Genomic DNA, 14,482 nt, shown 5'->3' on the forward strand with positions numbered 1-14,482 from the left:
AGCTAACACAATCAGAACGACTCAAAGTGTTAGCGATTGGGTTCTTATTCGCTGATCTGCTGCATTTTGCATAGCGTACGTTTCGTTCGGAGTTCATACTTTTACAATCAAATTAAAAACGTAAAAAGTATGAGAAGAACAACCTTCAAAATCCTGTATTACATTCAGAAAACAAGGATTGCAAAAGACGGGCAAGCGCCTATCTTATTGCGTGTTACTGTTAATGGGCAGCGTGTTGTCCTATCCGTAAACCTCAAAGTAAATCCAAAAAATTGGAGTGCTGTTGCCGGGCGGTCAATCGCTAACAGCCGTATGGATGACGAGCTTAATGCCCGGCTTGACACTATTCGTCTGCGCCTGATGCAGATATACCGTGAAATGGAAATCGACAGAGAAGAGATTACAGCCCAAAAGATTATTGACAAGTATCTCGGTCGTAATAACAAGCCTATTATTATGCTCCTTGATGTTTTCCGTGAACATAACGAACGATGCCATAAATTGGCAGGCAACGGAATGTCGCCCGCCACAGTAGAACGTTATGAAACTTCCTATAAACATACAGCAGAGTTTATCGACTTGGTATACAATAAGAAGGATGTTCCTATTGCTGATGTAGACCACAAATTCATTACAGATTACGAATTCTACTTACGAACGGAACGCAAGTGCTGTCATAATACAGCTATTAAATACCTAAAGAATTTCAAGAAGATTATCCGTATAGCTTTAGCGAACGACTACATCACCAAAGATCCGTTTGTTAATATCCGCTTCAAATTAGAAGAAGTTGAGCGAGATTTTCTCGAAGATCACGAAATAAAGGCGATGATAGACAAAGTTATTACCATTCCCCGATTGGCACAAGTACGGGATGTTTTTATCTTTTCTGTTTTCACCGGATTGGCATTTTCGGACTTGAAAGGTTTACGGGCAGAACATCTTGTCCGTGACAATAATGGCGATATGTGGATACGTAAGGCTCGCCAAAAGACAAAGAATATGTGTAATATCCCCTTGCTTGACCCTGCTCGATTAATATTGGAAAAATATAAAGATTATCCGGAATGTGTTAATAAGGGCGTACTGCTTCCAATGCTTTGTAATCAGAAGTATAACGCATACTTGAAAGAATTGGCTACGATATGCGGGATCAATAAGGAGGTCAGCGCACACACCGGAAGACACAGTTTCGCGACTTCAATCGCTCTTGCCAACGGTGTTTCAATAGAAAACGTAGCCAAAATGCTCGGCCATTCCAATACGAATATGACCCGCCATTACGCTCGTGTTCTCGACAAAAGCATCAAACGGGATATGGCTCTGGTCAATAGCAAATTTACTGAACAAACTATCGCCACGGGACAGTAATCATCCGGCGATGTCGAAAGGCTGCTAACAGTTTAACCGCAGCTACTCCAATGGGCTTTTTAAAAAGCCGTAGCTTATTAGGGCATTTTCGTTACGCATTCGTTTCACTACTGCTAAAAATGCCCCAATAAGCCAAAGGAAAACCCTCTGGACACCCCGGCGGTTTTGCAAACCGCACCTTTCGGCATCACCTCCTAATCCATCAGAATTATGGGATTCGTCGTCTTACATATTCAAAAGCCGAAAGGCAATGACAGCGGAACAACCGCCCACATTGAGAGGACGGTTAGTCCGGCAAATGCCAATCCGGAAAGAACTCACCTGAATAAAGAGTTTATCGAGTTTCCGGACGGAGTAGATAATCGCACCCAAGCGATACAGCATCGTATCGAGAATGCTGGGATAAAGCGCAAGATTAGCCATAATCAGGTGCGTGCCTTACAAATTATGCTGTCGGGCACTCCTGAAGATATGCAGCGCATACAAAACATGGGAAAGCTCGATGAATGGTGTAAAGATAATATCGAATGGCTACAAGAAACGTTCGGGAAAGATAACCTCGTGTCCGCTGTTTTGCACATGGATGAGAAAACACCACATATTCACGCTACCGTAGTTCCTATTGTTACCGGTGAAAGAAGAAAAATCCGTGAAAAGAAAAAGACCGAAGTGCAGGAACAAGAGCAATCCGGCAAGCGAAAATACCGTAAGAAGCCTACCAATACCGTCCGACTATGCGCCGATGATGTGATGACCCGTGAAAATCTCGAACGATTTCAGGACACCTATGCTGAGAAGATGCAGAAATACGGATTAGGGCGGGGAATCAAAGGCTCTGAAGCCCGCCATATTACCACTCCACAATACTATCGAGATTTATTTGCCATAAACGAAGAGTTGAAAGAAGATATCGAATATCTCCAAGATCAAAAGCAAGAGGTTTACGAGAAAGTCCGGGATATGTACGACCGCAAGGACGAAGCACGGGAGAAGTTCTTGAATATGCACGAATATACCCAACAAAAAGAAGAGGAAATAACAGACCTCCAAACCCGCATAGAGCAACTAAAGCAGGATTATGAGCCGTATAAAGCACAAGGCGACATAAACCTGTTATTTAATGTATTCCCGCATTTAAGCGAACGTTTACGGATTGCACAGCTATGTAAAGCGGTTGGATTGACAATAGATGCAATTAAGCAGCTGTTTAAGGGAGATGTAATTACAGTTACGGGCAAACTCCATTCGCCCGAACACGACCAACCATTTAGCGTGCAGAATGCGAAATTGCAGCTATTTAAGGAGAGTAAGGATTCCGACAGGCTGAAACTATCCATCAACGGACAAAATATTCTTGACTGGTTCAGGCAGAAATATCAAGAAGTAAAGCAGGCTACAACTTACTATAAAAGACCCGGCATCAAGTCGGATGTGTATGAAAATAAGGGAGTTAAGATGTAATTATGAAGGCTTATAATTATAATAACCTATCCAATCTCGTAATTCTTTTACCAATAAATGAACTTTAGTGCTTGGATTTGCGTCTATTGGTTCTTTATCTTTTTGCTGTTCAAGTATTTTTGCGGCTCGTTTTAAAGCCGCATCTTCATTTCCTATTTTTGCAATTATATCTATAATATCCGAATTGCCATGCTGATAAACAAAATTTTGATAGGGAGTAGTTTTCTTTACTGATTGTTCCAATTCAGCATAGATATCTTGCCTTGGAATTGCCACAGAAGCACTAACATTTTTCAAATGTAACAAAAGCCAAAGTTCAAATACTTCATTACTATATGCTATTTCAATACTCTCCTTTGCTGCAACCGTAAAAGCTTCTTCAAAGTTTTCTTTCTTAGCCATACTTCCATTAGCACCAACAAGGTCAGCATCATCTTTATCAAAAACAGCCCAAACAAAATCAATTTCTTTTAATGTTACCTTTTCAAAATTATCGCGTTCTATTATCGCTCGTTCAACCACTCCTTTAGGGGAAAGACCGGTTCCTACTGTTTTTAAGAACAAGGTATTTTCGGGAAATAGAGAGATAAACTGCTTAAAATACGTAGGTTCTGTATTTTGATCTTCGCAAACTATTAAGAAAAACTGCAAATATTTTTTATATCGCACAGGTCTTTCTATCACGTCACGCTCTTGCTTGTTCGTTATCTTTCCTCTTCTTGCCATTTTTTTATTTGTTAAGGATAGATAGAAAAGAGCCAAACACTGGAATCGCTCCATAGCGACCTTCTAAATATCGTTTTTCTCTATCTGTATCGGGGTGTTCTTTTTTTGGGTCTTTGTATTGAATATCAGAGAGAGAATATAATTCTGTTGACTCCCAATTATTCTTTTCTGTGAGATATATCTGATCTCTTCCTATGTTCAAATAAGTCATCAAATTTGTATCATGAGTAGTGTAAATCAGCTGTGCCTTATTCGGATTGGTTTCAGCAGATAGAAACAGATTTATTGTGTCTAAAGTCATTATGGGGTGCATTTTGGCTTCGATTTCATCAATGATTAATATTCCACCATTTGTCAAAGCCCATAGGATAGGACCACTTAAGTGAAATGCTTTTTTAGTTCCCGACGATTCGCGTTTATCCATATCCCATTCAATAGTTTGCATTGATTGTTTTCCAAATTCATTATATAATTGATGAATTGTTTTAACCAAGAACCCAGTCGATCCCTCTAATTGCCCTATAAGAGATTGTCTTGTTGATTTGTCTATATTCTCAGGCAAATCTTTTTCTTCAAATTTCTTAGTTGCTATATTTATATCTTTAAATCCGAGATTAAGAGCCAATAAATAGTTTTTTATTTTAGCTCTATACTCTTCTTGTTCCCATAAATTTACCGTTGTAATTTCTTCTATTTCAGTTTCAAGCCCATCGACCACATTGAAATATTTGAACCATTGAAATATATTTTTAGCTTCTTCAACATTCAGCATATCACATGTAGATAAAAACAATGCATTATTTCGTGTGGCTTCAATAGATGCTTCTATAAGTTTGGAAGCTCCATTGAACCCTGATGAAACGTCTATAATGTCATTTTCTCTAACAAATAGAGAAACTTCTCGTCCAATTTTTTTCCGATATAACCATTCTGATAAAATGTCTTTTTGATTAAATGAAAAGCCATATCTATAACGAATATTATTCTCTGTAATAAATGTTATTTCAAATTCTGTTGGTTTGAGGTTATATCCTTCTCTTAAAAGGAATGGGTCATAAGGTAATACTGTGGTAGAAGAAGAACGCGCAGATAAATGAACTATTCTATCAAAAAGCTTCATTGCTTTTATTAAATTGCTTTTTCCCGAAGCATTAGCGCCATAGATAGAAACAACACTTAGTGCTTCATATTTTTCTTTTGTAAAAATAGTTGAATCAACACATTCTGAATGCTTGGATGAGGGCACTAGGCTTAAGACTTGCTCGTCGCCTAAAGAACGGAAGTTCGAACCTCTAAATTCTATCAACATGATATTTCTAATTTGTTATTTTGCAAAAATACAAAAGTTCATCGATAAAACGACAACGAACTGTATTTTTTTATAGTGGGCATATATGTATGTGAAGAATTTTGCAATGAGAATAAAAGTGTTATCGAATCGATTGCTAATAAGAAGTTGATCCTTGTCCGTAAGATTGTTCTCAAGTATTGCTTGAATATGCAGAAAAAAGAAAACACCGTGCTATCAAAGCAAATAATCAGATAAAGATTTTTGAAGCATTTCAATGCAACTTGTGTTGAAATGCTTATTACTAGTAATATTGCTAAAATGTAGAGATTTATACCATAAATCTCGGAAATTCTGGCTCTATGTCCGATACACTTATGTCTTTAGCATACAAGAGAAAAGCAACTTATCCAAAAAACGGATTATCGTATGCAGACTTTTTCTAATTTATCTGAACACAAAGGTATATTCCAAGAACGAAACGTCAACACCAAGCCCTGCGGGTTTTACGGAAAATCTCCACACCTCTGCTACGCTCCGGGTAGTATTTTCCGTAAAAGTGTTGCCTTATTCGTTCTTTCCATAGGTGGGATGTTTATCAGATAAAAAAGAAAAAAATATACTTGAGATATCGAGTTGAATTTCTATCTTTGTGGAGTGTGAATTTCAACGAAAAACGCTGAAAAGCAGAAAGTGGAAAATCGCTAACATCAAAGATTTACGACTTTATAAGTCTTGCTTATAAAGCAGTTAGAACAAGGTTCGATGAGCCTCTCTCTCCGCTGAGAAGCCCAGACAACGGGCGACAAAGCTAAGACAAGTCCTACAATCAATAGATTGTGGGACTTTTTTCATTACATAGAATTAGCCAAAAGTTTCGCTAAATCGTAACCTGCAATGCAAAACGGTTTTATAAATTGCTGAATTACAGTAGATAAAGGCGTGGTGTTCATATATCGCACCCTCCGCAGAAAGGTAAGCCAAGAGCTGCCACTGGCAGGACAAATGCTACATATTCAGTTAGTTACATGACTTTTTTCATTGCTCGAAATTAACGAAAAAGTCTTTCGCTAAATCGTAACCTGCGAAGAAGATGTACCTACTAAAATACTGATTTGTAGTGCATAAGATAGCGATGTTCGCTTCTCGTCCGGACCGCCAGAAGCCTCGGAAAAGAGGCGACAAAGGTAAGACAAGCCCTACAAACTTAAAGGTTGTAGGGCTTTTTTCTTTTTTTAGGTGTCTGGGCAGAAAGCCAACATTTTGCCAAAAACAGACAGAGTTGTGTTGCTAATTCGTAACCTACTCCGACGATTTAAGAATAGGTTACGATTTGTCCGAAATTGGCAGTGTGTTGTCCAGTATTGGCGGTGTGTATGTACTTAATGTTTAACTCGTTGCAAGTAACTTTGCAACATAAATTATTAGGTATATGAAAAGTACATTCAGCATCCTTTTTTATCTGAAAAGGAATGGGCAAAAAGCAAACGGCAACATGCCGATTATGGGGCGGATTACCGTCAATGGTCAAGCAGTCCAATTTGGGGCAAAGGTCGAGGTCAAGCCCGACTATTGGAATGTGAAAGCCGGAAAAGCCATCGGCAAATCAAATGAAGTGCAGGAAGTAAATGCTATTCTCGATAGCATTAAAACCACGATGACAAAAATCTATCGCGACCTGCAAGAGAAAGAACTTAATGTTACCCCCGAAAAAATCAAAAACACTTTCTTCGGAGTTGAAATCAAACATCAAATGCTGTTGGAGTTATTCAAACGGCAGAATGAAGATGTATTTAAGCTCATCGGGATAAGCAAGACTAAAGCGACTTACCAAAAGTACGAACGCACATTGAAGCATGTTTCAGACTTCATAAAAGAGCGATACAACCTTTCTGACATTTCTTTGAAAGAGGTTAATCACATGTTTTTATCCGATTTTGAGGTGTATTTACTTACTACCTGTAAGTGCAATGCCAATACTACGGCAAAGTTCATCCAGAGATTCAAATCAATTATCATTACGGCAAAAAATAACGGTTGGATTCATACAGACCCTTTTGCGAATTTCAAAATCCGTATAATGAAAGTCGATAGAGGGTATTTGACGCAGGAGGAACTGGAAACCATTATGAGCAAAAAATTCTCCACTAAGCGTTTGGAGCAGGTTCGTGATATTTTCATTTTTTCATGCTACACCGGTTTGGCTTATATTGACGTAAAGAATCTGACACAGGATAATATCCGTACTTCTTTTGATGGGAATCTGTGGATAATGACTAAACGTCAAAAAACCAACACTTCTGTAAATGTCCCTCTGCTTAAAATTCCTCAGATGATTTTAGAAAAATATAAAGGAAAACTGCCGGAGGGGAGAATCTTACCTGTTTTGAGCAACCAAAAGACAAATTCCTACTTGAAAGAAATCGGAGATTTGTGTGGAATCACTAAAAATCTGACATTTCACACAGCAAGACATGTAAAGTCTTCCAATCGAATGTATTTCAGCGTGTTGCAAGATTGATATTGCAAACAGGTAACGATTTAGAAACCAGCTATCATTATTCGCTGATTAGCTTCGTTTTCAACAATACATTAAGAACGCTTAATGAATACAAAGGTACGAAATTATCCCCATATTGCCAATATTCTCAAATATATTTAAAGCCATTAAAACTGTTTACTTTTCATTCCAACAAAAGTCAATGTCAACTTGTGCATCGCCCTTGTTGCTGAAACATAAAACATACTCCGGTCAATATCCGAATTGCATTTCCTGTCAGTTACTTGTGGGATGATTACTTGGTCAAACTCCAATCCTTTTGTCATACACAATAATACCTTGAACAAGAGCGGAACTCTGATTTGAAAGGAAGTAAACATCATTTGTATGCTTTTAGCTTATCAGCTATAAAGCACTCCTTTCAATAAAACACAAGTTATTTTTTAAAATAATTGCAAAAAAATTTGGTTGTGTCCAAATGGTTACTTAATTTTGTATCCAGCTGGATACAAAATTGAATCAAAATGACGAAAATAGAACGAGATCGGGATATGACCGAAGAAAAACTGATTAATGCGGTTGGAGAACTTATTGTAGGGGAAGGTTTTGAATCGCTTGGAGTAAGGAAAGTGGCAGAGCAAGCGGGAGTAAACAAAACTCTCATTTACCGCTATTTTGAATCTCTCGATGGTTTAATCTATGCTTACATGAAGAAGCATGATTTTTGGCTTAATACACCATTGGAGCGACCGGATGTTTCGGATATTAAAGTCTATTTGAAAATGTTTTATCGCAGGGAAATAGCTGAATACAGGGATAATATTGCGCTTAAAAGATTAAAAAGGTGGGAACTTTCTTCCGATAAAGATTTCGTAGTAGAAATCCGCGCCCAAAGAGAAAAAAACGGAGTGCAATTTATGGAAGTGATGTCCGGATTCGCAAAGGTAGATAAGGAGCAATTACAAGCTATATCTGCTCTTATGGATGCAGGAATTGTCTATTTAGCCATGTTCGCAGAAAACTGTAAGATGTATAACGGCATTGATATTCAAAGTGATAAAGGTTGGGATCAGATAGCTAAAGGAATTGATGTATTGATAGATATAATGATAAAATAACCAACAATGAAAAAAGCAATTTTAAGTATGGCTTTAGCAATAACGACATTGGGTTGCAGCGGACAGAATACTATTCATTCGGAATTTGGCAACGGTAATATTAAAGTCGCCATAGAACAAGGGAACGAGTGGTTACATGACTTTCCTATCTTCTGGTTTATCAAAAAGAAGAATGCCCCACAGATAGCTATATGGACAGAGGATTTGGAAGGAAATTTCCTTTCCACAATCTATGTTAGCGAGAAGTTGGCAAAGCAGTCATGGACTGCTGCCGGAGGAAACAGGCGTAAAGAGTCGCTCCCCTGTTGGAGTTATTCACAAGGTAAGCAGTATGCTGACGGGCTTTATCTTCCGACTAAAAACGAACCGCTACCGGATGCTGTAACCGGGGCGACACCCAAAGGCAGTTTTGCTACTAATCTTCAAATGAGCGGAGATATTAAGCAGTTCGTTGTTAAGTGCGAATTTAATCACTCAACGGATTTCAATGAGTATTACCCTAAAGGCGCAAAAGAGGGAGATACGAACTATTCCGGTGGAAAAATGGGAAGCGGACAACCTGCAATCGTTTATCAGGTCGTAGTTGATTTGACTAATGAGCAACGGGAATTTAAGGGAGAGCTTATTGGGCATAGCAGTCCAGACGGTTCCGATGGCAACATTTATCCCAATACTTCTAAACTGACTACAGCTCTGGAAATTGTAAAAGGAATTACTGTATATGTTAATCAATAAGCAATTTACATTAGCTATGTTCCCATTTATATTATATGGTTCTACCGGATGCAATGATAAGAGCAAATATCATGTATTGTCGGGAGAAAGGCATACATATTACAGGATAACTTACAACTATCCTTACGATTTGAGCGAAGATATCCTGTTTATTTATGATGTCTTTTACGAATCCATTAATCCGTTCGACCAGCAATCAACTTTATCGAAAGTAAATAATAACGAGGAAGTAACTTTGGATGCCATTTTCACAGAAGCCTTTAACCGCTCGATGGAACTTGCGGAAAAGACAAAAGGTGTATTTGACCCTACCTGTTCTCCGTTAATCAATCTTTGGGGATTTGGATTTAAGAATATGGAAGAACCGTCCGATAGTTTAATAAATGAAATAATGGAGTATGTCGGCTACAACAAAGTTGCTCTCCAAAATGATTTCATTGAAAAGGGAGATTCCCGCATTCAACTAAACTTTTCCGCTATCGGGGACGGACTTTCATGTGATATTATTGCCCGTTACCTCGACAGCAAATGCGTAAATGACTACATGGTTGATATTGGTGGTGAGATTGTAACAAAGGGTAAAAATGGTACAGGCTCGGATTGGTCTATCGGGATAATTAAACCGCCCAAGTATTTAGGAATTGATAAATCGTCCGAATTTGAAATAATCCTTCACTTGACGGGAAAAACAGCGGTTGCGACTTCGGGGAACTATAATAACTACCGCTCCCAAAACGATAAGCGATATGGACACACGATTAATCCGCAGACAGGCTATCCGGCGAATAACTGTATTTTAAGTGCTACGGTTATTGCTTCCGATTGTACCACCGCCGATGCATATGCTACCGCAATTATGGCAGTAGAAACAGACAAACTGGACGAATTGCTACGAACAAACGGAGCAATGGAGTATTATATCATTTATCTGGACGAACAGGATAACTACCGTATAAAACAGTCGGAAAGCATGGATAGGTACGTGTGATATTTTTTTATCCAAAATGTACCCACTCGGACACATTATTAACAAATAAATAAAGTAAAAATGAAAGCAAGAAATTTAGTAGTAGCAGGAATTACAGCATTGGGAGTGCTGACTTCGTGCGACAAGGATTTAGTTACCTACAAGGAGGACGATATTAAAGTCTTGGTAACAAAAGGCGATGAATGGTTACATGACTTCCCTGCATTTTTGGGCATTGACAAGAAAAATCCACCCCAAATTGCTATATGGGTGGAGGATTTGGCAGGTAATTACCTCACAACCATTTACGCAAGCCACAAGATAGCAACCGAATCGTGGCAATCCAATGGGGGTAACAGACGAAAAGAATCCTTGCCGGCATGGTGTTACGCTCGCGGAGTTCAGTATCCGGACGGATTGTATCTGCCAACAAAGGCTCAACCTTTGGTTGACGGTATATCCGGTGCAACACCACACGGAAGTTTTGACGTAAAAATGCGTCCGGTCGGTGATTTGAAACAATTCGTTGTGAAAATAGAACTGAACCATTCGACGGACTGGAACGATAATTACCAAAAAAATGCAAAAGAAGGGGATGCAAATTATTCAGGCGGTAAAGAAGGTAGCGGACAACCCGCCGTAGTTTATTCGGCAGAAATAGACCTTGATTCCAACAAGAAGCAATATTCGGCAACAATCATTGGGCATAGCAGTCCTGACGGAAGCAACGGGAATATTTATTCTGACACATCTTCTTTGACATCCGCATTAAACATTGCAAAAGAAATAACCATTAATATTCAATGATATGAAACGATTTATCTTTATTATACTTCTGTGTATTGCAGTTAGTAGCGTGAAAGCGCAAACCAATGGCGAAAGTAAAGAAAGTAAAATATCTTTCGCAACGACTATCGGAACGGGATTATCCATGAGTACACCGTCCTCCACTCCTTTCACATGGCAGGTCTTGGGGTATTATAAGCTGACCGATAGATGGTCTGCCGGAGCAGGAACGGGATTATCGTTTTATGAGAAAACGCTTATCCCTGTGTATGGCAATATAAGGTTTCAAATCGGGAGGGAACGAAAGTTTACGCCTTATGTCGAATCTGCTGTCGGGTATTCTTTTGCCCCGTCCGGTAATGCCAACGGCGGTTTTTTCATGAACCAATCTGTGGGGATTCAATATCCGCTAAAGAACAAAATGAAGTTGCAACTGGCTGTCGGTTATGAGTTACAGGAATTAGAACGGCTGAAAAAACATACTGATAGCTTCTTCCTGAAAGAGTTTGAGGAGAAGCTAAGTCATCATTCTATTTCTTTTAAGATAGGTTTAAGATTCTAATGGTTTAGACAACTTTCATTATTCAGATACTCTTATGAAAGATAAAATAGAAAAAATAGTCAGCGAGTTGAGTGCTTCAATTCAAGTAGGAGAATTGGAATTGTATGATATAGTTCAAAACACTCCGTCCATGATATTGACGATGGAAAATACTTTTGAAGAACTGAAAGCGACGGTTTCGGAGTACGAGTTTCCAACCCGACAGGAGGAAATAACATTCTTCAAAGAAACCAAGCCCAAAGCGTTCAGTAAGTTGATATATCTTCGTAAGATATATTACCTTGAGGTCAATCGCCCTGTTTCAAACTATACTACCATAAGAACATATCTGGAAAAAGAGCATAACCAAATAAACGATTTCTGTAATAAGAATACTGAATTTATTCAGTACTACCGTTCAGGACAGAGCTGTTTTGATGAAGTTTATTTTTTGAGAGGTCGCCACGAAATAGATTTGAATCTGGAAAGTTTCTATTTCGAACGAGACCCCAAATTTTCTACCAACTTCGATTTTAAGGTTGCTAAATTACTTGCCAATGATATGTTGGCGGCTTATCTGAATTGCGAGTTGTCGAAATTGAAGTATCAGGAAGAAAACGGCTATCAAATAGATGATGAACTGCCACCTGCTAAATGGACGGACAAAAAAACGGCACTCGGAGAAATTATTTATGGTATACATGAAGAAAAGAGCATCAATGCGGGAATGATAGAAATAAAAGCATTGGCAACCATTTTCGGAAGAATTTTCAAGGTCGATTTGAGCGATATTTACCATATATTTTTAGAAATCCGAAGCCGAAAAAGCAATCGGACGGAATATCTCAATCGCTTGATTAAGGCGTTAACCCGAAGAATGGATGATGCAGACAGTAGATAAACCGATTAAATATACTATCTTTGTATGCGTAAAATAAAGAAAATAAGAAGTATATCAGATACTTCATAGATATATAACATAACGTTCGCTGAACGTCTCGATGTAGGAAACTGGTAATTTTTGAAATAAGCGAGGCAACAGATGAAGTGTTCATGCTATACGAAAGTATGGCGTGGACTCTATCTGTTTCGCTTATTGGGCATACCAGTGCCTCTACGTCGAAATGGTGTGAGCTCCACGCTTTTTTTATATTTTGTATAACATTGAAAATCATGAAGAAAATAAAATTGTACATAGCGGCTTCCATTGACGGATACATTGCAGAATCGGACGGTGGTATCGAATGGCTTTCGGAATTTCATATTGCCGAAGAAATGAATTATGGTCATAAAGAATTTATGGCTTCGATTGACACTATTATCATGGGTGGTCGTTCTTGGCGTGAATTATCAAACATGGATGCAATGGGTACATATGCTGATAAAATAGTCTATGTGGTTTCTCGCCATGATTGGGGAGAAAATAACAATATAAAATTCATTACGGGAAATGTAACTGAACGTATTGTTGCTCTGCGTAACGAACCGGGAAAAGATATTTGGCTGTTTGGTGGCGGAGAATTGCTCTCAATGCTACTTGCTGCGGATCTGGTTGATGAGATGATAATAACCGCCATTCCTATTGTTCTCGGAAACGGCATTCGCTTATTTCCGGGACAGTCCAAAGAATTAAAATGGGAGTTGCAAAGTAGTGAGAGTTATAAAAATGGAGTTGTACAAATGGTATATAAAAAGCCATAAAGTCTATTTCTGCACTTTTAAAACAACAAAAACGAGGTATGAATCTAAAAATAAGCAAAGTAACAGAGAACTATCCATATGACCTGCTTTTATTGGCGGACGAAACAATAGAAGGGATTAACAAATATCTTTTCGATTCGGAGGTATATGTGGCGAAACAGATTGACAGTAGTATTTCTATCGGTGTGTTTTGCTTGCGTCATATAAATACTGATACGATAGAAATAATGAATATTGCTGTTGCCGAACAATATCAAAATACAGGAATAGGTAGCCAATTATTGATGGAATCATTTAAGATTGCCAAAGCACAAGGATATAAAGAAATTATTCTCGGGACAGCCGATTGCGGAATAAAGCAAATCCGTTTTTATGAAAAGAACGGATTTATTCAGTACGACATAAAGAAAGATTACTTTACCAATATTTATGATGCTCCAATCTATGAAAACGGCGTTCAACTAAAGGATATGGTAATGTTAAAAAAGAGTTTGTTCCGTCCACAGATATAAGAAGTTATCACTGAAAAATAAATCATGCACTATTTAAAACTATAAAAATCATGGAGTATCAAACTCTATCCCCCAACATTGGCGTGAAGAACGTTGACGAAACCGTTCAGTTCTATACCGAAACATTAGATTATATCTTAGAAGCAGGGCGTGTAGCACCAACGGCATGTACAATTACGTTTTTTGAATAATTAGAAACTATGCAACAAAATAATTATATATTACCTGCTATTGCAGTAATTATATTCAATGACAAAGGAGAGATTCTCTTGCAAAAGAGAAGAGACACAGGAAAATGGTGTATTATCAGCGGACACGTAGAATACGGAGAAACGATTGAAAATACCGTAATAAGAGAAATTAAAGAAGAAACTGCTTGTGATGCTATTATCAAGCGTCTTATTGGGATTTATTCAAGTCCAAAATCTCAAGCCTATTACTATCCTGAAAGAAATGTACAGTATATCACGTCTTATTTTGAAGCCAAGTTGACAGAAAAGATTCAGTCAAACTTTTCAAATGAAGAAACGGAAGAACTTAGATTCTTTCAGTATGATAGGTTGCCTGATAACATGGGACAGTTAAACGAAAACTGGCTTCATGATGCCCTTAGTAAAAGCATTGTTCCCTTTATAAGGTAAACGAAGCTATGCAAAAGAAATTTTCTAATATGTAAATAGGCAATATCAGAGAAATCAGGAACAGAGATAAAGGCTTCTGTCGAATAAAACCAATATCTTTGTGCCTGAAAAGAAATGGATGAACTAAGAATAAAC

15 protein-coding genes and 1 pseudogene are annotated in these 14,482 nt (G+C 38.1%); 13 read left to right on the top strand and 3 right to left on the bottom strand.

Features of this window, described 5'->3' with window-relative positions:
- The first annotated feature begins 129 nt into the window (after window positions 1-129).
- Both D0T50_RS03570 and mobV read left to right on the top strand, forming a co-directional pair.
- Window positions 130-1,371 carry a site-specific integrase gene (locus tag D0T50_RS03570; protein WP_163222056.1) on the top strand — a complete coding sequence of 414 codons (1,242 nt, stop codon included), beginning with the start codon at window positions 130-132 and terminating at the stop codon, window positions 1,369-1,371.
- 210 nt (window positions 1,372-1,581) lie between these two features.
- The gene (gene mobV, locus D0T50_RS03575; RefSeq protein WP_163222058.1) at window positions 1,582-2,832 is read left to right on the top strand and encodes a MobV family relaxase; all 1,251 of its coding nucleotides are present in this window, start codon (window positions 1,582-1,584) and stop codon (window positions 2,830-2,832) included.
- Here the strand turns inward: mobV and D0T50_RS03580 are convergent, their stop codons facing one another.
- Window positions 2,833-3,558, bottom strand: coding sequence for an RloB family protein (locus tag D0T50_RS03580; protein WP_163222060.1), 726 nt, complete (start codon window positions 3,556-3,558; stop codon window positions 2,833-2,835). It lies immediately after the preceding gene.
- Window positions 3,559-3,562: 4 nt separating this feature from the next.
- Window positions 3,563-4,867 carry an ATP/GTP-binding protein gene (locus tag D0T50_RS03585; protein WP_163222062.1) on the bottom strand — a complete coding sequence of 435 codons (1,305 nt, stop codon included), beginning with the start codon at window positions 4,865-4,867 and terminating at the stop codon, window positions 3,563-3,565.
- A 1,411-nt stretch (window positions 4,868-6,278) separates the two neighbouring features.
- Here D0T50_RS03585 and D0T50_RS03590 point away from each other — a divergent pair.
- Window positions 6,279-7,367, top strand: coding sequence for a site-specific integrase (locus D0T50_RS03590; protein ID WP_163222064.1), 1,089 nt, complete (start codon window positions 6,279-6,281; stop codon window positions 7,365-7,367).
- Window positions 7,368-7,513: 146 nt separating this feature from the next.
- On the opposite strand, the pseudogene D0T50_RS03595 reads toward D0T50_RS03590, so the two are convergent.
- Window positions 7,514-7,736 (bottom strand): annotated as a pseudogene (locus tag D0T50_RS03595) (ATP-binding domain-containing protein); the annotation flags it as partial.
- A gap of 161 nt (window positions 7,737-7,897) precedes the next feature.
- Between D0T50_RS03595 and D0T50_RS03600 the strand changes: the two are divergent.
- From D0T50_RS03600 to D0T50_RS03645, 10 genes are all read left to right on the top strand, one after another.
- Window positions 7,898-8,464 (top strand): TetR/AcrR family transcriptional regulator, encoded by a 567-nt coding sequence (locus D0T50_RS03600; RefSeq protein WP_163222066.1) that lies wholly within the window; start codon window positions 7,898-7,900, stop codon window positions 8,462-8,464.
- A 6-nt stretch (window positions 8,465-8,470) separates the two neighbouring features.
- Window positions 8,471-9,199 (top strand): hypothetical protein, encoded by a 729-nt coding sequence (locus tag D0T50_RS03605; protein WP_370520866.1) that lies wholly within the window; start codon window positions 8,471-8,473, stop codon window positions 9,197-9,199.
- Window positions 9,186-10,187, top strand: a complete 1,002-nt coding sequence (locus tag D0T50_RS03610; protein ID WP_163222068.1) for an FAD:protein FMN transferase — start codon at window positions 9,186-9,188, stop codon at window positions 10,185-10,187. Before D0T50_RS03605 ends, D0T50_RS03610 begins: the two co-directional genes overlap by 14 nt.
- 60 nt (window positions 10,188-10,247) lie before the next feature.
- On the top strand, window positions 10,248-10,973 hold the full coding sequence (locus D0T50_RS03615) for a hypothetical protein (RefSeq protein WP_163222070.1): 726 nt from the start codon (window positions 10,248-10,250) through the stop codon (window positions 10,971-10,973).
- A gap of 1 nt (window position 10,974) precedes the next feature.
- Window positions 10,975-11,514 (top strand): hypothetical protein, encoded by a 540-nt coding sequence (locus D0T50_RS03620; protein ID WP_163222072.1) that lies wholly within the window; start codon window positions 10,975-10,977, stop codon window positions 11,512-11,514.
- Window positions 11,515-11,548: 34 nt separating this feature from the next.
- Window positions 11,549-12,394: an RteC domain-containing protein gene (locus tag D0T50_RS03625; RefSeq protein WP_163222074.1), complete on the top strand. Its 846-nt coding sequence runs from the start codon at window positions 11,549-11,551 to the stop codon at window positions 12,392-12,394.
- A gap of 272 nt (window positions 12,395-12,666) precedes the next feature.
- A complete protein-coding gene (locus D0T50_RS03630) occupies window positions 12,667-13,194 on the top strand; it encodes a dihydrofolate reductase family protein (RefSeq protein WP_163222076.1) in 528 nt (175 codons plus the stop codon).
- Window positions 13,195-13,232: 38 nt separating this feature from the next.
- Complete coding sequence (locus D0T50_RS03635) at window positions 13,233-13,706, top strand: N-acetyltransferase (RefSeq protein WP_163222078.1); 474 nt, start codon at window positions 13,233-13,235, stop codon at window positions 13,704-13,706.
- Between the two features lie 50 nt (window positions 13,707-13,756).
- Complete coding sequence (locus D0T50_RS03640) at window positions 13,757-13,897, top strand: hypothetical protein (RefSeq protein ID WP_163222080.1); 141 nt, start codon at window positions 13,757-13,759, stop codon at window positions 13,895-13,897.
- 9 nt (window positions 13,898-13,906) lie between these two features.
- Window positions 13,907-14,347: an NUDIX domain-containing protein gene (locus tag D0T50_RS03645; protein ID WP_163209540.1), complete on the top strand. Its 441-nt coding sequence runs from the start codon at window positions 13,907-13,909 to the stop codon at window positions 14,345-14,347.
- Window positions 14,348-14,482: the final 135 nt, after the last annotated feature.

The sequence above is a fragment of the Bacteroides sp. 214 genome, assembly GCF_010501015.1.
Lineage (GTDB): Bacteria > Bacteroidota > Bacteroidia > Bacteroidales > Bacteroidaceae > Bacteroides.

Excerpts from the sequence above, each read along its gene's own strand:
- mobV (WP_163222058.1), top strand. The coding sequence starts at position 1,582 with ATGGGATTCGTCGTCTTACATATTCAAAAGCCGAAAGGCAATGACAGC.
- D0T50_RS03570 (WP_163222056.1), top strand. The coding sequence starts at position 130 with ATGAGAAGAACAACCTTCAAAATCCTGTATTACATTCAGAAAACAAGG.
- D0T50_RS03635 (WP_163222078.1), top strand. The coding sequence starts at position 13,233 with ATGAATCTAAAAATAAGCAAAGTAACAGAGAACTATCCATATGACCTG.
- D0T50_RS03580 (WP_163222060.1), bottom strand. The coding sequence starts at position 3,558 with ATGGCAAGAAGAGGAAAGATAACGAACAAGCAAGAGCGTGACGTGATA.
- D0T50_RS03620 (WP_163222072.1), top strand. The coding sequence starts at position 10,975 with ATGAAACGATTTATCTTTATTATACTTCTGTGTATTGCAGTTAGTAGC.
- D0T50_RS03585 (WP_163222062.1), bottom strand. The coding sequence starts at position 4,867 with ATGTTGATAGAATTTAGAGGTTCGAACTTCCGTTCTTTAGGCGACGAG.
- D0T50_RS03590 (WP_163222064.1), top strand. The coding sequence starts at position 6,279 with ATGAAAAGTACATTCAGCATCCTTTTTTATCTGAAAAGGAATGGGCAA.
- D0T50_RS03615 (WP_163222070.1), top strand. The coding sequence starts at position 10,248 with ATGAAAGCAAGAAATTTAGTAGTAGCAGGAATTACAGCATTGGGAGTG.
- D0T50_RS03625 (WP_163222074.1), top strand. The coding sequence starts at position 11,549 with ATGAAAGATAAAATAGAAAAAATAGTCAGCGAGTTGAGTGCTTCAATT.
- D0T50_RS03600 (WP_163222066.1), top strand. The coding sequence starts at position 7,898 with ATGACCGAAGAAAAACTGATTAATGCGGTTGGAGAACTTATTGTAGGG.
- D0T50_RS03630 (WP_163222076.1), top strand. The coding sequence starts at position 12,667 with ATGAAGAAAATAAAATTGTACATAGCGGCTTCCATTGACGGATACATT.
- D0T50_RS03610 (WP_163222068.1), top strand. The coding sequence starts at position 9,186 with ATGTTAATCAATAAGCAATTTACATTAGCTATGTTCCCATTTATATTA.
- D0T50_RS03605 (WP_370520866.1), top strand. The coding sequence starts at position 8,471 with ATGAAAAAAGCAATTTTAAGTATGGCTTTAGCAATAACGACATTGGGT.
- D0T50_RS03640 (WP_163222080.1), top strand. The coding sequence starts at position 13,757 with ATGGAGTATCAAACTCTATCCCCCAACATTGGCGTGAAGAACGTTGAC.
- D0T50_RS03645 (WP_163209540.1), top strand. The coding sequence starts at position 13,907 with ATGCAACAAAATAATTATATATTACCTGCTATTGCAGTAATTATATTC.